Origin of the sequence: Bacillus sp. FSL K6-0073, from assembly GCF_038006085.1 — a bacterium.
Taxonomy (GTDB): Bacteria; Bacillota; Bacilli; order Bacillales; family Bacillaceae_G; genus Bacillus_A; species Bacillus_A cereus.
Window position 1 is genome coordinate 4,831,466 of sequence record NZ_JBBOUN010000001.1, and the last position, 19,322, is coordinate 4,850,787.

Consider the following 19,322-nt stretch of genomic DNA (forward strand, 5'->3'; position numbering starts at 1 on the left):
GTAAAGTTTAAATTTTTATTAAATTGTTAAGTTCTCGTCTTTTGGCAATCGCACTTCAAACATTGTTCTAACTACATTACTTTCAGCAGAAATTGTACCGTTATGCTGCTCAACAATATTTTTCGCAATAAACAGTCCAAGGCCTGTCCCGCCACGGTTCTCAGTTCTCGATTTATCACCTGTATAAAACATATCAAAAAGATACGGTAAATCTTCTTCTGGAATACTATCTCCATAATTTATAACTTGTACGACAACTTCTTCATTATCGATATACCCATTCAGATCAACAAATTGCCCATCATATCCGTATCGAACGGCATTTGTTAACAAGTTTTCAAATACTCTAGCTAACAATTTTCCATCACCGTTAATTGGCAAATGAGGATCAATATTCAACCTAGCTTGTAAATGATGTTTCTCTAATAAAGGATACAATTCCTCATCTAACTGTATAAGTAGTTCACTTATATCAATCGGCTTTTTATCCAGCTTTAGCATGCCATAATTCATACGTGTAATTTCAAATAACTCATCAATTAAACTTTCGAGCCTTTGCGATTTCGTATATGCAATTGTGGAGAAATGTTTAATTTGTTCTTTTGTTAAATTCTCATCTTTAAGAATTAAATCTAAATACCCTAACACGGATGTTAATGGAGTTCTTAAATCATGAGCTAAGTTTACAACGAGCTGATCTTTACTACTTTCAGCAAAGTCTCCTCTTTCCACCGCTTCTTTTAACTTTTCACTCGCAACATTTATTTCACGTGCGATATCTCCAAACTCATCGTTTGATGAAACTTGAACTTTATTCGTAAAGTTACCGTTCGCAAGATGATGAATCCCGTTAGAAATCTCACTAAAATACTTTAAATACGGTTTTGTCAAAAAGAAGAAAAAGATAATAGATAACGGAATAAAGAAAATTAAAAAGAAGTTAATGTCTCCAAATTCCCTTACCACTGACCTAAATTGCGCTAAAGGCTCTTCGTAGCGAACCATCGTTTTATAATACAGCTGCAATCCTTTATAAATTATATAAGTTACAGTTGCTGCAAGCACCATACTTAACGCAAATAAGGCAATCATTTTAAATCGAAAACTTTTCATCATATTAGCCATTGAAAGTATAACCTACTCCCCACACTGTTTTTATTAATTTATCCTTTCTTTTATCTTCCCCAAGCTTTTTCCGCAACGTACGAATATGTACCATAACTGTATTTCCGCCTTCATAATAATCATCTGCCCATACTTGCTGAAAAATATTTTCCACATTATACACTTTCTTCGGATGGCTCGCTAATAAATATAAAATATCAAACTCTTTCGGTGTTAACTCAATTTGCTCTCCATAGACGTTCACTGTTCTTCGCTCAGGATCAATAATAACTCCGCCTATCTCTAAAGCAGATTTATTCTCCGCTACTTTCGGCTGATTTAATGTAAGAAACCTACGTAATTGTGCATTTACACGTGCAACTAATTCAATCGGTGTAAAAGGTTTCGTCATATAATCATCTGCGCCTAATACAAGACCTGTCACCTTATCAAAGTCCGAAGTTTTCGCACTTAAGAAAATGATTGGCATATGGTGCTTCGCGCGAATTTGACGCGTCACTTCATACCCATCCATTTTCGGCATCATAATATCTAAAACCACTAAGTCGATTGGCTGCGTTTCAATAATATGAACAGCCTCTTCCCCGTCCGCTGCCTTCACGACGTGGTAACCTTCTTTTTCTAAATGTATCTCAATTAAATCGGCAATTTCTGCCTCATCATCCGCTATTAAAATTGAAATGCGCTTCATATTACTCCCCCTTTATACGCTCGATTGTAAACTAGTCTATCCAATTTGTACAATACGAAAAGGTTACTCGCGGGAGTAACCTTAGTAAATGAAATTTATATCGGCGATTTTTCAAATATATCGACCACAACTTGAATTATATCGGCGATTTTCCAATTATATCAACCGTAACTCGAATTATATCAGCGATTTTTCAGTTATATCGACTTACCGACAATTACCGACGAAATTCGCCCGCTATTTGAAAGACTCAACCTACCGCTCCAAAACAATTCGCTGTTTCGTGATCTCCGCCAACCTTCCGCGGTCTACTTCATACTCAGCTTCAACACTTTGCGGCACCATAACTTTTCCGCCCTTAAGCGTCACTTCCGGCGAAATAATATCCTGCTCCCAATGTCTGCTAGAAGCAGATATATCGCCTGGAATCGTAAAGTTCGGCAATGAGGCAAGCGCAACATTTTGTGCTCTTGAAATCCCCATCTCCACCATACCGCCGCACCAAACGGGTATGTTGTGCTCCATGCAATAATTATGGATTTGAACCGATTCTGTTAATCCGCCCACTCGCCCTGGTTTAATGTTCACAATTTGGCAGCTACCAAGGGTAATCGCAACGCGTGCATCTTCTAAACTATGAATACTTTCATCTAAACAAATCGGCGTTTCAATTTTCTTTTGCAACTCCGCGTGATCAAGAAAATCATAATCGGCTAACGGTTGTTCAATCATCATTAATTGGAATTCATCTAGTCGTTTCAGCCTCTCCGTATCCCCTAATGTATATGCTGAATTTGCATCTGCCATTAGCGGGATATGCGGAAACTCTTTTCGAATCTCTTTCAATAATTCGTAATCATGCTCTGGCTTTATTTTCACTTTAAAACGCTCGTACCCTTCTTCTGCGTACTTTTCGATTTGTTTTAACATAACCGGAATTGTATTGATACCAATTACAACACCGACCTCAATTTCAGGTCTAGTCCCGCCTAGTAATGTCGCTAATGACTTCTTTTGTCGCTTCGCATATAAATCCCAAACAGCTCCTTCTATTCCTGCCTTTGCCATTCGGTTTCTTTTTATATGCTGGAACAAACTTGGCACTTCATTCGGATGAGAAATTTCAGCCTTTAATAAATCAGGTAATAAAAAATCTTGCAGTACATGCAATGCTGTCTTCACTGTTTCTTCCGTATACCACGGTTCAGAGAAGGCGACGACTTCGCCAAATCCAATGTATCCGTCCGTATCCTCTAATTTAATAACGATGCTCTCACGCTTCTCATACGTTCCGTAGCTTGCAGCAAACGGGATTACGAGTGGCATTTCTGTTATATGAAGTGTCGCTTTTTTTATTTCCACCTACATCTGCTACTAAAAATATAGACAAATGTATATTCTTAGAGTATTCCTGCTTCTACGTGCCCTGCCTCGCTAATCACTTGCTACTACAGTTTGCTGTGACACTCCACAGGCGTAAATTCCGATGTAGCCCACCGTACATATATACAATCTATTTACGTTAGTATTGTATATTTTTTTGCTTGTAAAAGGTTGATAGATGCATTTAAATCTCTATCCATTACATTTCCACAATCACATGTATATACTCGGTCAGACAGCTTTAAATCCGACTTTTTTTGACCGCAACATGAACATATTTTAGAAGATGGATAAAATCTGTCCACTTGCCGTAGTTCAATTCCATATTCCCTACATTTCGTTGATAACCATGTTTTAAAAGCATAAAAACATTGTTGCGCTACAGCTTTAGATAGATGTTTGTTCTTCATCATACCTTTCACATTCAAATCTTCTACTGTAATAAACATTGGCTTGGTTTTCACCACATCATTTACAATAGACTTTACATACGCTAATCGAATATTTGCTAGCCTAGCATGTAGCTGTTGCACCCTAAGAATATTTTTGTTTATATTCGCTCTTTTATTAGTAACAGGTTGTTCACCTCTCTTTCTTATATTTTCAAATTTGCGTGATAAAGAGCGTTGTTCACGTTTTAACCGTTTTTCTATCTTTTTTACTTGTACTGTTTTATTTATATTTTTGTGAGTTTTTCCATCGCTACGTACAGCGAAGTCTTTAATTCCCAAATCAATTCCTATACCTACTGCATTGAGAATTGAATTTGGTTTTACCTCTTTCACTTCACAGAGTATAGACACATAGTATCTTCCTGCTCTTTGATATACTGTACCACTTTTTACAGTTTTATTTTTTGAAATATATCCATACTCTTTTAACCTTATCCAACCAATTGTAGGGACTTTTACTCTATGTCTTTCTACTGTCCAATCTGTTTTGTTGTTTTTCGGAAAGTAGCACTTCACATCTTGCTTCTTCTTTTTTTATATCGTGGAAACTTAGATAAACCTTTAAAAAATCGCTTAAAAGCTTTATCTCCATTCATAATCGCTTGTTTTACCGCTTTGCTCGACACTTCTTTAATCCACTGGTCACACTCTTTTGTATGAATGTTGTTTAACCATTTAGAAAAGTCATAGCCACTAAGAAATTTCCCATCCGACTCATATGCCTCTTTATTTTTAGAGATATACAGGTTATATACATATCGACACACCCCAATAGTTTGACGGATTTTACTAACTTGTTCAGTTGTCGGTTTGATTTCTATTAAATATGCTCTTTTCATAAATCTTCATCCTCCGACATTTTCTTTTTGTATTTTCTCAACCCATATATTCTACCGCTAAATACATGAATGATAGATATTAAATCCTGCACAAGTTCTTCTTGAGGAGATAGTTTTTCATTGTTAACAATCATAATTTCCACTCCCATTTTACGAAGAAACTTTTCAAACCACTCATATCCAAAACGTACAAATCTATCTTTGTGTGCAATGATGATAGTCGAAATATTTCTTTCCACACAACTGTCAATCAGGTTATTCCACTGTTTTCTTTTGTAGTTTAATCCGCTACCAATATCTTTGATAACTTCATCTACAATCATCCCTCGTGCATTTGCGAATGTTTTTAAAAACTCAACCTGATTTTCTAAATCATCTTTCTGACCTGGATTTGATACTCTTGTGTAAATAACTACTTTGCCTACTTTATTTTCTTCTTGAATACCCATATATTCCTTATACTGTTCTTCTGTATAGTATCATCTTCCTTTTTGGTTTCGGTAAGCAGTTAAAACACCTTGATTGTCCCACCTTTGCAATGTCTTAACAGAGACATTAAGCATTTCTGAAAATTCTTTTGGTTTATATTGTTTCATAATTACTTTTTATTATATATGCCTACTTTTGTCTATGTTTTTGTTTACTGTTTCTTTCTCCTCCACTAATTCTCTTAACTCTCGTCTTAACAATTTTTTCGAAGCGTTACGTGGTAATTCCTCTAAGAAACATGCTTTCTTCGGCACTTTATATTTCGCTAATTTCTCCTCGCAAAAGCGAAGAATTTCTTCTTCTGTTACCGCCCCGCTTTTCACAACAAAAGCAGCGGGTACTTGTCCCCATTTATCATCAGTCATACCTACAACACCAGCTTCCGCTATCGCTGGATGGGACAGCAACACTTCTTCAATTTGAGCCGGATATATATTCTCTCCGCCAGAAATAATTAAATCACTGCGGCGATCTAATACGTATAAAAATCCTTCTTCATCTAAATAACCGAGGTCGCCAGTATGAAGCCATCCGTTTTGAATAGTCTCACGCGTCGCATCTTCACGGTTAAAGTAACCACCTGTTACGTTCGGTCCTTTTACTACGATTTCACCTTCCGCATGTGGCGGCACTACTACGCCATCTTTTTCAATACGAAGTTGGCACTGAAATAGTGGCTTTCCAGCTGATCCTACTTTCGTTAACATGTAATCTGCGGACAACGTACAAATTTGCGAAGACGTTTCTGTCATACCGTACGTTTGATACACAGGAATTCCTTTATCTACACACGTTTCTAATAACGGCTTCGGCGCTGGTCCTCCGCCAAGTAACATACATCGTAAAGAAGATGGATATGTTTCTTCTCCAAGTCTCTCTAATAAATCAGTTAACATTTTTGATACGACTGAAATAATCGTTACGCCTCTCGTTTGAAGTGCTGTATGAATAAAATCAGCATCATATTTCGGAACGAGTAAAATGCGCATGCCGTACATAATATTTTTCATTAGAAGAGATAACCCGCCAACATGGAACATCGGCATACACGCTAACCAGCAATCATCATCACGAAGTCCTAAATTAAGCGAAGAGCCAACCGCGCTTGCCCAGTGATTGCCGTACGTTAAAATAACACCTTTCGGTTTTCCTGTCGTCCCTGACGTATAAATAATCGTCATCGCTTCTTCTAAAGAGAATTCTTCTTGTATAGAGGCTTCCTCTTTTGGTCCATTCATCACTTCGGCGAATGAATAGACAGGAACATCTTTAGCATCAAATTCTTGATCGGTCACTAAACAAATAACTTCAGCATCATCCATTTGCCAAAGTAGCTCTTCTCTTGAAAGACGTGTATTTAAAAGCACAGCTACTGCCCCTACGTACGATAGGGCGTGAATAACTGTAATCATCTCCATACCATTTTTCATCAGAACAGCCACCTTTTGCCCTCGCTTCACTCCAACATGCGTGAGACGTTCACAAACAGATACTACTGTTTCATGCAGCTGCATAAAAGTAACTTTCTCTTCCTCTATTTCAATTGCAGTTCGATCTGGTGTTAAAAACGCACGTTGCATTAACCAATTTGGCATAGTTTCCATCATACATTCTCCTTTCATGAAAGAAAGAGACTTGATATGACATCAAGTCTCTTAGTTGTTTTGTTTCCGGTTTGTCACATCCAGCTACAGCGGCTAGAACAGTCGGTCGTTTCACGCCTTCCTACGAGGCAAAAAGCGCCTCTAAGTCAGGAGTTCCAACACCCTCTTGTTCTAAACGAGCCGCTTCCGCTTTTGGTTTCATCCAGCTACAGCAGCTAGAATGTTCGGTGGCTTCACTTCTTCCTACGAGGCAAAAAACGCCTCTACGTCAGAAGCTCCATCCCCCTCACATTCTAAGCGAGCCGCTTCCGCTTTTGATTTGATCAAGGGAAACGAGGGAATTGACCGAAGTCCGGACTGCGTTTTTCTTTGAACGCGTCGCGACCTTCTTTTGCTTCGTCAGTTGTGTAGTACAATAACGTTGCATCTCCAGCTAATTGTTGAATACCAGCTAGACCGTCTGTGTCTGCGTTGAATGCAGCTTTTAGGAAACGAAGTGCCATTGGGCTGTTTGCTAAGATCTCTTGTGCCCATTGTACTGTTTCTGCTTCAAGTTGTTCTAATGGTACTACTGTATTTACTAAGCCCATATCAAGCGCTTCCCCAGCACTGTATTGACGGCATAGGTACCAAATTTCGCGAGCTTTCTTGTGGCCTACCATACGAGCTAAGTAACCAGCTCCGTATCCACCGTCAAAGCTTCCTACTTTAGGACCTGTTTGTCCGAATACAGCGTTGTCTGCAGCGATTGTTAAGTCACATACGATATGAAGTACGTGTCCACCACCGATTGCATAACCTGCTACCATTGCGATAACTGGTTTAGGAATTGCGCGAATTAGACGTTGTAAGTCTAATACGTTTAGACGTGGGATTTGGTCGTCACCTACATATCCACCATGACCACGAACTTTTTGGTCGCCGCCAGAACAGAATGCACGTCCACCTTCACCTGTTAAAATGATAACGCCAACATTTGCATCATCACGAGCTTGTGCAAAAGCGTCGATTAACTCCATTACCGTTTTTGGACGGAATGCGTTATGTACTTCAGGACGGTTAATCGAAATTTTTGCGATACCATTGTATGTTGAATAAATAATATCTTCGTAATTGCCTTCTTTTATCCATTCAATAGCCATTACAACTACCTCCTTGTATATTTCTGATTTCCTCTATAAGTGTAACTTCATTCTTAACTGAAAAAAGCATCACTGCATAGTTTTTAGAAATCCCTTTACTATTGTATCAAACTTTTCCGGTTGTTCCACATGAATTGCATGGCCAGCACCATCAATTTTGACAAATTTCGCGTCAGAGACGCATTTTTCGATGTTTTTTAATATGCGAAAGAACTTTTCATCATGCTCTCCGTTCATTAAAAGAACAGGTATTTTTAAGTTTTTCAGCTCATCCCACCATGAAGGCTGAGCCCCAGTTCCCATGCCTCGCAAGCTATTTGCGAGCCCTTTTGGGTTGTTAGCAAGTCGTTCTTTTCGCACCGCTTCTTGTACGTTTTTTGCTAAACGTCTTTGCGTTTCAAAAAGCGGAATATTTTCCCACATCGATACAAAACTTTCTATGCCTTCTCGCTCAATTTTATCGGCAAGTCGATCATCTTTTTCACGACGTTCTTTTCTATCTGCTTCGTTTTCGAGCCCAGCTGTACAATTTTCTAATAAAAGAGAATGTACATAATCTGGATATAGACATGCCATCGTAATCGCCAATCTACCGCCCATTGAATAGCCAAGTATATGTGCTTTTTCAATATGAAGATAATCTAATAGTTCTTTCATTTGCAATGCCACATTTCGAATGTCATAATGCGCAACATCTTCAGGACTCTCGGTCTTTCCATGTCCAACAAGATCCACTACAATAACTTGAAACTGCTCACTCCATGAAGAGATAAAAGAACGCCACGTTTCCATGCTTCCCGTAAAACCATGAAGAAGTAGAAGTGGTTCCCCGCTTCCGACTACTTCATATTCATACGATACACCTTGCAGCGTTACTTTCATTTTGATTCACCTTGTAAAGATGTAGTAATTACGTCCATCGTTTTTGTCCATAATGTACGGTGCAATGTTAAGTTCTCATCACGATTCGTACAAATTTCCACAACGTTTAAACCTTCCGCCCTTGTTCCCTTTTGTACCTCTTCTCGGAATTGCTCCCAACCGTTTACACGGCTAAATGAACCACCGTACATTTTGACAACGTGCTCATAATCAAGTCCAATTGGTGTTCCAAATAATGATTCAAAATGTTCCTTTTTCTCATACTGTGGTAAGAATGAGAAAATACCCCCGCCATCATTATTTACAACGACAATTGTTATGTTTAATTCATGTAATTTCGCTGCTAACAGTCCATTTAAATCGTGATAAAATGATAAATCACCAATCACTAATACAAGTGGGTCGCAAATAACGCTCGCTCCTAGAGCTGTCGAAATGATTCCATCAATACCATTTACACCACGATTTGCCATCACATGGATATTTTTATCCGATGTGAAGAAGAATGAGTCTGTATCACGAATTGGCATACTATTGCTCGCAAATAACGTTGCGTCTTCTGGTAATACGCGCACAATATCTGTAATAACCTTTCCTTCAAATGCAGTTTCATATGTTTCCATTTCACGAAGCGTTTCCTTCGTTTTTTCGTTTATATGTTGCCACATACTGAACCAATCATTCTTTTTCATAACTGGCATTTTTTCTATTAATGCCTTGCAGAATTCAATGTCACTTGCTTGCACAACTTCTGTCGCAACAAGAGCTGGATCTCTCCATTGTCCTGATTCATCGACAACGATATGAACTGCTTTTGTTTGTTTTTTTATGAACTGCGTTAATGATTTAGAAATAGGCATACTACCAAAGCGAATTAAAACGTCCGGTTTCCATGTTTCTTTTAACTGTTCATTTCGTAAAAATGTATCGTAACAGTCAATTACCATCGTTTTATCGTGGTGTCCGCTACGAATATTAGAAAGTGGGTCTGCTAATATAGGATAGCCAGTTTTCTCAGCTAATTGCGTTGCAAACATTGCAATTTCTGCATGACTATCATCTCCACAAATAATAAGCCCCTTTTCCATATGTGAAAGGCGCCCTACAAGAGAATCTACATATTCACTCGGCATCACCGCGTTTCCTTGCTGAACTACTCCTGTATATTCACTACGTCCTTTATCCCATAAGCTTTCTAGTGAGAAATCAGGGATAAGCGGCTCGCGAACTGGAAAATTAAGATGAACAGGACCCTGCGGCGCTAAACAAGCATTTGCTACTATACGCTGCGTCGTCATACGAGCGTAATGATACATCGCCTCACTTGCTTCTGGCAGTGCCATCTCTGTAAATTGTTTCACAAAAGTACCGTATAAATTAAATTGATTCATTGCTTGTGGTGCACCCACATCTCTTAATTCATGCGGTCTATCCGCTGTTAAGACGATAAGCGGGACCCTTGAATGAAAAGCTTCACATACAGCTGGATAATAGTTCGCTGCTGCTGTTCCTGACGTACATAATAATGCTACTGGGCGTTTTTTTGCTTTCGCAATACCGAGCGCAAAAAATCCTGCAGATCTTTCATCTACATGTAAATAAGTGTTCATTCCTTCATGTTGTTCCATTAGTAGAGCAATCGGCGTTGACCGTGAGCCTGGACTAATGACAACATCACATACATTTAGACGCGTCAGTTCATCCACGAACGCGCCTAAATAATATGATAATGCTTCTATATGATTGTTCATTTCATTAATTCCTCCAAAGCACCAAGCATCGGTCTAAACTTCAAACTTGTTTCTTCATATTCAAGTTGCGGTACAGAATCAATTACAATCCCGCAACCAGCAAATAATGATGCTTTCTCGCCATTTAATAACCCGCAGCGGAGTGCAACCGCAAACTCACCATTTCCTTCATCATCTATCCAGCCAATCGGTGCGCCATATAATCCTCTGTCTAACAATTCAACATCACGAATCAGTTTCATCGCTTCCAAACGAGGTGTCCCGCCAAGAGCTGGTGTTGGATGTAATTCTTCTACCATTGTTAAAAGACTCGCATCGCCCTTTGCCTCTACAGGCGTATATAAATGAATTAAGTTTTTCGTTGTTAATAAGCCCGGACTTTCCGGAATATTAACAGATTCGCAGTGCTCATTTAATACTCCTCGAATCATGTTTACAACATAACCGTGTTCAGCTAAATTCTTTTCATCATGAAGAAGCGCATTACTATTTCGCTTACTTTCTTCTATAGATTGACCATGACCAGTTGAACCAGCAAGACACATCGAAGTAAACTTCTCATCTTCTTTGCGAATTAACCTCTCTGGCGTCGCTCCTAAGAAGCATGCTCCTTTATAATCAAAAGAAAATACGTAACAATCCGGTTGCCCAATGCGAAGTGCTTCTAAAACGAGAGCAGAATCAATATGATGATCCATTTCTACTTTTAGCTCCCTCGCTAATACAACCTTCTGCACGTTCCCCTGCTTCATCTCATCTTGCACTTTCTCAATGGCATTCATCCAGCTTTTTGGATCTACTTCCACTTTAGAAGTAACTGTTAATTTCGATCCTTCTAATGCACATTTACTCTCCCCCAAAATTTTCTCTTCTAAAGAAACAATTTCGTTATAAAGAGTTTCTGCACAATCTGTTGCTGAAACGAATGTATTCATTGTTAACCATGCTTTTTCATTTTTTACAGTTAATAAAAATGCTGGTAGTGAAAATGTCGTATCATCGAATTCTTTCCATAAGTCCGTTTTCTCTTTTTCTTGGTCAAATGAAAATCCACCAAATAAAAGAGGACCTGTTCCAAATTCATATTTTTCTCTTTGTACAAATGCTTTCTCTTTTACTTTATCCCACTCGTCACGAGCCGCTTGAAAGCGTTTGTGAGAAGAATTTGCTATAGTGAAAACAGAGCCAATTCCAGCAAATATTACATGCTGAGCTGGATCTGCAAAATAACATCTATTTTCCAATGCAATCCTTTTTCCTGCTGCATAAAACAGAAGCGGATCCATCCAGTCTATTTGTTTTACAAAACTAACCAATATTTTTTCATCAGTTGCATGCTTAATGGCTGCACTAAGAACTTCTTGCAAGCCTTTTTGTTTCGTTTGAATCACAATTGTCTCCCCCCTATGGGCGAAAAATAGTCATAATTACGCTTGATTTTAAGATACACCTCAAACGAAAGGCCTGTCAACGTTTAGCATTTCTGAGAAATTCACCTTCTCTTCCTAGAAAATAAACGTTGACACTAAATGATGCTTTTTCTACACTTAGTTGTGTACAATATGTGACCAAAGGAGGATTCAACATGGAAATGAACGTCGAAACGAATTCCTCTCCTACGGCGCCAAAACCAAGCAAGCAAACAGGCTGGCGCATTTGGTGGAGTTTACTACGTCCCCATACATTAACAGCAGCTTTCGTTCCTGTTTTCATCGGAACAGCCTATGCAATGCAGGTCGGAGGTATAAATCAAATACATCTCCCTCTTTTCCTTATAATGCTTCTTGCTTGTCTTCTCATTCAGGCAGCAACAAACATGTTTAATGAATACTTTGATTATAAAAGAGGACTCGATCACGAAGGTTCAGTTGGTATCGGCGGCGCTATCGTTCGCGATGGCATTCAGCCAAAAACAGTGCTTAACTTAGCATTTGGATTTTTCGGCATCGCAATACTATTAGGTGTTTATATTTGTATGAATTCTAGCTGGTGGCTTGCTGCAATCGGTCTTGTTTGTATGGCCGTTGCTTACCTTTACACGGGTGGCCCACTTCCCATTGCCTATACACCATTTGGAGAGTTAACAGCCGGATTATTTATGGGTGTTATCATTATTGGAATTTCATTCTTTATTCAAACTGGAACTGTAACATCAGAAGTCATTTTACTATCTATTCCAAGCTCCATTTTAATTGGTGCCATTTTACTAGCTAATAATATTCGTGACTTAGATGGCGATAAAGAAAACGGTCGTAAAACGTTAGCAATTCTCGTTGGACGTGAAAGAGCGGTTGGTGTACTTGCTTCTATGTTCATCGTTTCCTACATTTGGACAATTGCTTTAATTATCGTGGGCATCGTATCACCATGGATGCTTATCGTATTTTTAAGTGCACCGAAAGCATTTAAAGCGACGAAAGGCTTTATCGGCAAAAGCATTCCAATGGAAATGGTACCTGCGATGATTGCAACAGCAAAAACAAATACGATCTTCGGTCTCCTCATGGGAATCGGATTATTACTTGGATACTTTCTATAAAAGGAGCTGCTTATGCGGCTCCTTTTTCATATCTGAAATTCATATCTGAAATTCCTCTCATAATTCCTACTCGCAACGCTCATACTATGTAAAGAAACTGAATTGTAGGAAGGTGGACGACTATGTTAACTCCACAACAAATAAATCAATTTAAATCCGTTTTAGAAAAACAAAAACACGAACTAGAGCAAACGATACAAACACACGAAAATGAAGATCGTGCATCTGAACGTGAGTCTGTTGGAGAATTATCTAGCTATGATAACCATCCAGCTGATATGGCAACAGAGCTATATGAACGTGAAAAAGACTTCGGGCTTATTGAACTTTGGCATAAACAGCTAGAGGATACGAAACATGCCTTGCAAAAAATAGAAGCGGGTACGTACGGCATTTGCGAAGTGTCTGGCGAAGAAATTCCATTTGAAAGATTAGAAGCAATGCCGACTGCTACAACATGCATCCAGCACGCGACAAATAAGCTAAATATGAATACACGACCAGTCGAAGAAGAAGTGTTATCTCCTTCTTTCCACAAACATGATGAAGATCGTTCTGTTGAATATGATGCAGAAGATGCATGGCAAGATGTTGCTAATTACGGAACATCTGAAACACCATCTGATTTAGAAAGACAAGATTCGAAAAACTATAATGGCATGTACGTAAATAGTGAAGAAAACGTAGGCTACGTAGAGGATTTCGAAAACTTTATCGGTACAGATATGTATGGAAAAAATCCGCAAGTTTTCGCTACGGAAGAACATGAAGAATATGAGCAAATGCTTGATGACTTTGAAGAGCGTACCTTTAAGGGCGAATTATCTTCAAATGAGTCGAGTTCCAAAGAATAAAAAAAAGCATTCCGAAAATCGGAATGCTTTTTATCGCTAGCTAATTAGTTTTTTGTAACGTTAGCAGCTTGTGGTCCACGGTTACCTTCAACGATTTCGAAAGAAACTTCTTGACCTTCTTCTAAAGTTTTGAATCCGTCACCTTGGATAGCTGAGAAGTGAACGAATACATCGTCTCCACCTTCAACTTCGATGAAACCGAAACCTTTTTCGCTGTTGAACCATTTAACTTTACCTGTTTGCATGTCATGTACCTCCTAAATAAAAATGAAACTATGAATCCACATGAAAAGGTGGATATAAAGGACATGAATGTATAACAAGCTTACAGCCTTTAATTCAACGTGCTTTATTTCCGTACCACATTATGTAGCTCAATAGTGATTTCACTATATCACGCTATATCCAAAACGTCAAATGAGAACACTTTCATTCCACCATTTTTTTATAATTTTAATATAATGTTGAATTTCCATATTCATATTTTATCCCACCATTTACGGGCAGCTTGATTGGCGGGAACTGCTAATCCGTTTTGGGTGGCCCTACTTTATTTGAAAATTAACAAAACTAAAGTATTCTAATCCTATTAAATTCTGTACAATATAAGTATCTATTACATACGAGGTGAAAAAAATGAGAGCACATGAAATCGAGTATAAGTTATACGGAGATGATATGCAGTTTGTTGAAATTGAGTTAGATCCAGAAGAAAGCGTGATCGCAGAAGCTGGCGCAATGATGATGATGGAAGATTACATAGAAATGGAAACAATCTTCGGTGATGGTTCTGGCCCATCTGGAGGTTTATTCGGAAAATTAATGGGCGCTGGTAAGCGTCTCGTTACAGGCGAAAGTATGTTTATGACTGTATTTACAAATACAGGTCACGGCAAACGCCACGTCTCATTTGCTGCTCCTTATCCTGGTAAAATTATTCCTGTAGATTTAACAGAATATCAAGGAAAAGTAGTTTGTCAAAAAGATGCCTTTCTTTGTGCCGCAAAAGGTGTTTCTATCGGAATTGAATTTACGAAAAAAATAGGAACTGGTTTCTTCGGTGGTGAAGGTTTCATCATGCAGAAACTTGAAGGTGACGGTCTTGCTTTCATGCACGCAGGTGGAACTGTATATAAACGTGAATTAAAACCTGGTGAGAAACTTCGCATTGATACAGGTTGTCTCGTTGCTATGACAAAAGACATTAACTATGATGTCGAGTTCGTTGGAAAAGTAAAAACAGCTCTATTTGGCGGCGAAGGTTTATTCTTCGCAACGTTAGAAGGACCTGGAACAGTTTGGATTCAGTCCTTAACACTTAGCCGATTAGCAGCACGCCTTACAAGCCCAGCAGCGCAAAGTACTGGTGAAGGTAGTGTATTAGGTGGCCTTGGTCGTTTATTAGATGGGAAAGAGTAAACTGTGCCCTTATGTGGGCATGGCCATCAACTAATAAAATAATAAAATTAAAACACCCTTGCTTGCAGTAATAAAGTGAAAGGGTGTTTTAATTTACGTCTACAAACGAGAAAAAGCAGTTAAAATAAAGTAATAAGGTTTACTTCAGGAAAATAAGGTATATTATATTTGTTGAGTAGATTCTCTTTAGAGACAAGAAAAGTAGGTGAACAAAGTGGGAAAATATCAATTGGATTCCAAAAGTCAGGTAGCTGTGGCAAAGTTCCATGAAAAACAGAAGCCTGCCAAATTTGATAAAAAGCAGCAACTTGAAAAATTGCGTATGGAGTATTTGAAAAAGAAGCAAAAACAAACAGATAAATAATATGTTTTATTTTCCGAATTTTTTCTGTATGTAACGCAAACAAACACAAGAAAATAGGTAAGTTATTCATCATTCAAATATATACAGGCTATTTTTTCAAACCTCTTACTTATGCAACTAACGCATGCGTCAGTTCATTAAGAATAACTAAAAAAGTCGATTCCTTGAGATGAAAAAGAGTAAACAGTGCCCTTATCAGGCACTGTTTTATTTTGACATTATAATTTCCTCCACTGATTTAGGTAAGCGATACAAGCTATTCCCCACCTCCAAAAGAATGAATCAAGTTCCTCACCGCATATATTAAACTATACCTTTTCTTAAGGAGGGCTACCTTAATGCGTACTCCTTTATCCTTTGATAAAGAAACTGCCATACTGTTAGCTTCTTGTTGTGAGTTAACGTATGAACAATATAAACAAAATGGTATTTTCGAAATACCAGATGGTTTTCAATATGTACAAGGTTTTCAAGGAAAGGCCATTCAAACAACAGAATGGTTCGGATTTATATTAGAATCTGAGGATACAATTATCGTTGCCTTCAGAGGCACTCAAACAGATCCAGATTGGATTATTGATTCTCTCGTCAATCAAAAACCTTATCCTTATGCTTTAAATGGCGGAAATGTCCATAACGGTTTTCTCTCTATTTATGAGTCTTGTCGTGATTCTATTATGGATATGCTCGTATCATTGCCAGCACATAAAAAACTGCTAGCTACTGGGCATAGTCTAGGTGGCGCGCTTGCCACATTACACATATTAGATGCACGTATAAATACTGCCTTCGCACAGTATGGACTTTATACATTCGCTTCTCCAAAAGTAGGAGATATCGCTTTTCGAAATTATTATAAACTACAAGTAGCTAGTAGCTTTCGTTTCGTCAACTTATTCGATGTCGTTCCACTTCTCCCTCCCCGAAACATAAATTTTAATGATCATGACTGGGAGTATGCACACGTCCATCACAACATGACATTTACAAAAAACACAAAATCCATTACAAATAATCATTCCATTACAACATACAAAACATGTCTGACTTCTCATTTTTAACCAGTAAACAATTGGAAATAAAATATTCGTATACTATAATAATCTATGAAGTTATTTTTGGATGAGGGGACCTTACATGTTAAAATTTATCTTCGCATTTTTCCTTATTGTAATTTTTACGGTTACAGGTTTCTTTACATTTTCATACTTTGCGACAGGAGAGTATGATGGGGCAGGTATCATATATACCACTGTTCCATTTCTTTCTTAAGCAAAATAAATAAAACGAGCTTAATTTTATTAAGCCCGTTTTATTTATTAATATCCATTTCTGTTGGTAAATCGATAATATATCTCCCAATATAGCAACCTCTTTAAAACTGTTTAACAGCATTACCAATACCCCAAATTTCATTACTGTACTGCAAAATCGTTCGATCGCTCGCAAAATGACCAGACTGTGCAATATTTAAAATCGACATTTCTAGCCACTTCGTTCGGTTCTCATAAGCTCTACCGACAGCTTCTTGTCTTTCAGCATATGGACCAAAATCTCGCAGAACGAAATATTCATCATTTTGAATAACGAGAGAATCGTAAATTGCTTCAAATTCGGCTCCCGACTGTGCAAAGAAACCATTCGTTAACTGATCTACTACCTTTTTAATGTGCCCATTGTGGTGATAATAATCACTTGCACGATATCCACCATTTTGATAGTAATGAAGAACCTCTTCTGCTGTTAAACCGAAAATGAAACAGTTATCATCACCGACCCTGTCTTTTATTTCAATATTCGCTCCGTCTAGCGTTCCGAGTGTAATCGCACCATTCATCATAAATTTCATATTCCCTGTTCCCGATGCTTCTTTACTCGCAGTTGAAATTTGTTCACTTACATCGGCCGCTGGGAATATATCTTCCGCTACAGAAACTCGATAGTTTTCTAGAAAGATAACTTTCATATATTGGCTTACGTACGGATCATTATTCACTTTTCTTGCGAGTTCATTTATTAATTTAATAATTTTTTTCGCGTAATAATAGCCAGGTGATGCTTTCGCTCCAAAAATAAAAGTACGCGGATAAAATGTAAAACTAGCATCCTCTTTCAGACGGTTATACAAATATAAAATATGAAGAACGTTTAGTAATTGTCGTTTGTAAGCATGCAGTCTTTTTACTTGCACATCAAAAATAGAATTAGAATCAATTGTAATCCCCATTTTATTATGAATGAGCGCCGCTAAAATTTCTTTACGCTCTTGTTTTACCTCTGCAAATTTCTCTTGGAAACTCGCATCGTATTGAACTAATTGTAGCTCTTGAAGCTTAATCGGTTCTTTCTTCCACTCTGTTCCAATCGCCTCTGAAATAAGGTTTGTCAGCTGTGGATTCGCCTTCATTAACCAGCGTCTATGAGCAATCCCATTCGTTTTATTATTAAACTTATCTGGATAAAACTCATAAAACAATCGCATTTCACGTTGCTTTAAAATTTCCGTATGAATTTTTGCTACACCGTTTACGCTATGGCTACCGACAATTGCCAAATGAGCCATTTTCACAAGATCATGTGCAATAATCGCCATCTCTTCAATACGATGCCATTCATACGGATAACGTTCCCAAAGCTCATGACAGAAACGTTCATTAATCTCTTCAATAATCATATAAATTCTCGGTAATAACGGTTTAAAAATGTGAATTGGCCACTTCTCAAGCGCTTCTGATAACGTCGTATGATTTGTATAAGAAATCGTTTGCGTCGTTATGTGCCAAGCTTCTTCCCATGCTAGTTTTTCTTCATCTAATAAAATACGCATCAATTCTGGAATCGCCAAAACTGGATGTGTATCATTAATATGAATCGCAATTTTCTCATGTAATTGACGAAGATCACCATATCTTTCTCTATGCATACGAACGATATTTTGCAAACTTGCTGATACGAGGAAATACTGTTGTTTCAAACGAAGTATTTTCCCCTCATCATGCGTATCATCTGGATATAAAAACTCCGATACCGCCTCTGTTTCACGCTTATATTTCAAAATATCTTTGCAATTTTGCGGGAAAGGAACTGGTTCAGCATTCCAAAGTCTAAGTGTATTTACAGTACTCGTCTCATAACCTACTACCGGAACGTCATATGGTACTGCCATAATCACTTCTGCATTCGTATGCCTAAACTCTAAACGTCCATCAATGTATAGCGGTTCAACATTGCCGAAATAACTTACTTCTACAGCTTGATCATGCCTTCTTACTTCCCATACGTTTTCATGAAGAAGCCATTGTTCTGGAAATTCAACTTGGTAACCATCAACAATCTTTTGATCAAATAAGCCGTGTTTGTAACGAATGCCACAACCATGACCTGGTAAGTTTAACGATGCAAGTGAGTCAAGGAAACAGGCTGCTAATCGTCCAAGTCCACCATTTCCAAGACCTGCATCTGCTTCCACTTCTTCTAACTCTTGTAACGAAATCCCTAGTTCAGATAACCCCTGCTCGCATACATCTCGAATACCTAAATTCAAGATGTTACTTCCAAGCAAACGTCCAAGCAAAAACTCAATAGACAAGTAATACATTTGCTTTTGCTCTCCGGATCGATAACTCTCGTTCGTTGCAATCCATTGACCATTCATATACTCACGTACCATATGGCCGAGTGTATTATATTGATCACGAGTTGTAGAGTCTTTGAAACTTTTACCATACATCGTCTCTAACTTTTCTAGAAAAGCTGATTTGAAACTTTCAACATGAGTAAACATTTCT

General features: G+C 38.0%; 16 protein-coding genes and 2 pseudogenes. 6 read left to right on the forward strand and 12 right to left on the reverse strand.

Annotated elements, in window-relative coordinates; genetic code table 11:
• Nucleotides 1-18: 18 nt before the first annotated feature.
• The 10 genes and pseudogenes from MHB52_RS25055 to MHB52_RS25100 form a co-directional block, all read right to left on the reverse strand.
• Nucleotides 19-1,125: a HAMP domain-containing sensor histidine kinase gene (locus MHB52_RS25055; protein WP_000002609.1), complete on the reverse strand. Its 1,107-nt coding sequence runs from the start codon at nt 1,123-1,125 to the stop codon at nt 19-21.
• Entirely contained in the window at nt 1,118-1,816 is a 699-nt protein-coding gene (locus tag MHB52_RS25060) for a response regulator transcription factor (RefSeq protein WP_000822512.1), read from the reverse strand. Before MHB52_RS25060 ends, MHB52_RS25055 begins: the two co-directional genes overlap by 8 nt.
• Before the next feature lie 255 nt (nt 1,817-2,071).
• Nucleotides 2,072-3,178: an o-succinylbenzoate synthase gene (gene menC / locus MHB52_RS25065; protein ID WP_044796388.1), complete on the reverse strand. Its 1,107-nt coding sequence runs from the start codon at nt 3,176-3,178 to the stop codon at nt 2,072-2,074.
• 155 nt (nt 3,179-3,333) lie between these two features.
• A pseudogene (locus tag MHB52_RS25070) lies at nt 3,334-4,490 on the reverse strand (RNA-guided endonuclease InsQ/TnpB family protein).
• Nucleotides 4,487-5,086 (reverse strand): annotated as a pseudogene (locus tag MHB52_RS25075) (IS607 family transposase). The pseudogenes MHB52_RS25070 and MHB52_RS25075 overlap by 4 nt, the downstream one beginning before the upstream one ends.
• A gap of 12 nt (nt 5,087-5,098) precedes the next feature.
• On the reverse strand, nt 5,099-6,583 hold the full coding sequence (locus tag MHB52_RS25080; protein WP_044796384.1) for an o-succinylbenzoate--CoA ligase: 1,485 nt from the start codon (nt 6,581-6,583) through the stop codon (nt 5,099-5,101).
• A gap of 323 nt (nt 6,584-6,906) precedes the next feature.
• Nucleotides 6,907-7,725, reverse strand: coding sequence for a 1,4-dihydroxy-2-naphthoyl-CoA synthase (gene menB / locus MHB52_RS25085; RefSeq protein ID WP_000963870.1), 819 nt, complete (start codon nt 7,723-7,725; stop codon nt 6,907-6,909).
• Nucleotides 7,726-7,794: 69 nt separating this feature from the next.
• Nucleotides 7,795-8,607, reverse strand: coding sequence for a 2-succinyl-6-hydroxy-2,4-cyclohexadiene-1-carboxylate synthase (gene menH, locus MHB52_RS25090; protein WP_000869211.1), 813 nt, complete (start codon nt 8,605-8,607; stop codon nt 7,795-7,797).
• Nucleotides 8,604-10,358: a 2-succinyl-5-enolpyruvyl-6-hydroxy-3-cyclohexene-1-carboxylic-acid synthase gene (menD, locus tag MHB52_RS25095; protein WP_061664535.1), complete on the reverse strand. Its 1,755-nt coding sequence runs from the start codon at nt 10,356-10,358 to the stop codon at nt 8,604-8,606. Before menD ends, menH begins: the two co-directional genes overlap by 4 nt.
• A complete protein-coding gene (locus tag MHB52_RS25100) occupies nt 10,355-11,749 on the reverse strand; it encodes an isochorismate synthase (protein ID WP_061664533.1) in 1,395 nt (464 codons plus the stop codon). The genes menD and MHB52_RS25100 overlap by 4 nt, the downstream gene beginning before the upstream one ends.
• A gap of 194 nt (nt 11,750-11,943) precedes the next feature.
• On the opposite strand from MHB52_RS25100, the gene MHB52_RS25105 reads away from it, so the two are divergent.
• Together MHB52_RS25105 and MHB52_RS25110 are read left to right on the forward strand one after the other, a co-directional pair.
• A complete protein-coding gene (locus MHB52_RS25105) occupies nt 11,944-12,897 on the forward strand; it encodes a 1,4-dihydroxy-2-naphthoate polyprenyltransferase (protein ID WP_000425740.1) in 954 nt (317 codons plus the stop codon).
• Nucleotides 12,898-13,019: 122 nt separating this feature from the next.
• Nucleotides 13,020-13,751: a yteA family sporulation protein gene (locus MHB52_RS25110; RefSeq protein WP_000957365.1), complete on the forward strand. Its 732-nt coding sequence runs from the start codon at nt 13,020-13,022 to the stop codon at nt 13,749-13,751.
• Nucleotides 13,752-13,795: 44 nt separating this feature from the next.
• Here the strand turns inward: MHB52_RS25110 and cspD are convergent, their stop codons facing one another.
• On the reverse strand, nt 13,796-13,996 hold the full coding sequence (gene cspD / locus MHB52_RS25115) for a cold-shock protein CspD (protein ID WP_001193054.1): 201 nt from the start codon (nt 13,994-13,996) through the stop codon (nt 13,796-13,798).
• A gap of 391 nt (nt 13,997-14,387) precedes the next feature.
• Between cspD and MHB52_RS25120 the strand changes: the two genes are divergently transcribed.
• From MHB52_RS25120 to MHB52_RS25135, 4 genes are all read left to right on the forward strand, one after another.
• Nucleotides 14,388-15,170, forward strand: coding sequence for a TIGR00266 family protein (locus tag MHB52_RS25120; RefSeq protein ID WP_001201257.1), 783 nt, complete (start codon nt 14,388-14,390; stop codon nt 15,168-15,170).
• 214 nt (nt 15,171-15,384) lie between these two features.
• Nucleotides 15,385-15,534, forward strand: a complete 150-nt coding sequence (locus tag MHB52_RS25125) for a hypothetical protein (protein ID WP_000521638.1) — start codon at nt 15,385-15,387, stop codon at nt 15,532-15,534.
• Nucleotides 15,535-15,872: 338 nt separating this feature from the next.
• A complete protein-coding gene (locus MHB52_RS25130) occupies nt 15,873-16,595 on the forward strand; it encodes a lipase family protein (protein ID WP_001260134.1) in 723 nt (240 codons plus the stop codon).
• Nucleotides 16,596-16,671: 76 nt separating this feature from the next.
• Nucleotides 16,672-16,806, forward strand: coding sequence for a hypothetical protein (locus MHB52_RS25135; protein ID WP_000911065.1), 135 nt, complete (start codon nt 16,672-16,674; stop codon nt 16,804-16,806).
• A 103-nt stretch (nt 16,807-16,909) separates the two neighbouring features.
• Here the strand turns inward: MHB52_RS25135 and glgP are convergent, their stop codons facing one another.
• The gene (gene glgP, locus MHB52_RS25140) at nt 16,910-19,318 is read right to left on the reverse strand and encodes a glycogen phosphorylase (protein WP_061664531.1); all 2,409 of its coding nucleotides are present in this window, start codon (nt 19,316-19,318) and stop codon (nt 16,910-16,912) included.
• Nucleotides 19,319-19,322 lie beyond the last annotated feature (4 nt).

Bases quoted from the DNA above. Each gene is read 5' to 3' on its own strand.
- MHB52_RS25055 (WP_000002609.1), bottom strand. From the start codon at position 1,125: ATGGCTAATATGATGAAAAGTTTTCGATTTAAAATGATTGCCTTATTT.
- glgP (WP_061664531.1), bottom strand. From the start codon at position 19,318: ATGTTTACTCATGTTGAAAGTTTCAAATCAGCTTTTCTAGAAAAGTTA.
- MHB52_RS25120 (WP_001201257.1), top strand. From the start codon at position 14,388: ATGAGAGCACATGAAATCGAGTATAAGTTATACGGAGATGATATGCAG.
- MHB52_RS25130 (WP_001260134.1), top strand. From the start codon at position 15,873: ATGCGTACTCCTTTATCCTTTGATAAAGAAACTGCCATACTGTTAGCT.
- MHB52_RS25060 (WP_000822512.1), bottom strand. From the start codon at position 1,816: ATGAAGCGCATTTCAATTTTAATAGCGGATGATGAGGCAGAAATTGCC.
- MHB52_RS25105 (WP_000425740.1), top strand. From the start codon at position 11,944: ATGGAAATGAACGTCGAAACGAATTCCTCTCCTACGGCGCCAAAACCA.
- MHB52_RS25080 (WP_044796384.1), bottom strand. From the start codon at position 6,583: ATGGAAACTATGCCAAATTGGTTAATGCAACGTGCGTTTTTAACACCA.
- MHB52_RS25110 (WP_000957365.1), top strand. From the start codon at position 13,020: ATGTTAACTCCACAACAAATAAATCAATTTAAATCCGTTTTAGAAAAA.
- menB (WP_000963870.1), bottom strand. From the start codon at position 7,725: ATGGCTATTGAATGGATAAAAGAAGGCAATTACGAAGATATTATTTAT.
- cspD (WP_001193054.1), bottom strand. From the start codon at position 13,996: ATGCAAACAGGTAAAGTTAAATGGTTCAACAGCGAAAAAGGTTTCGGT.
- menH (WP_000869211.1), bottom strand. From the start codon at position 8,607: ATGAAAGTAACGCTGCAAGGTGTATCGTATGAATATGAAGTAGTCGGA.
- menD (WP_061664535.1), bottom strand. From the start codon at position 10,358: ATGAACAATCATATAGAAGCATTATCATATTATTTAGGCGCGTTCGTG.
- MHB52_RS25135 (WP_000911065.1), top strand. From the start codon at position 16,672: ATGTTAAAATTTATCTTCGCATTTTTCCTTATTGTAATTTTTACGGTT.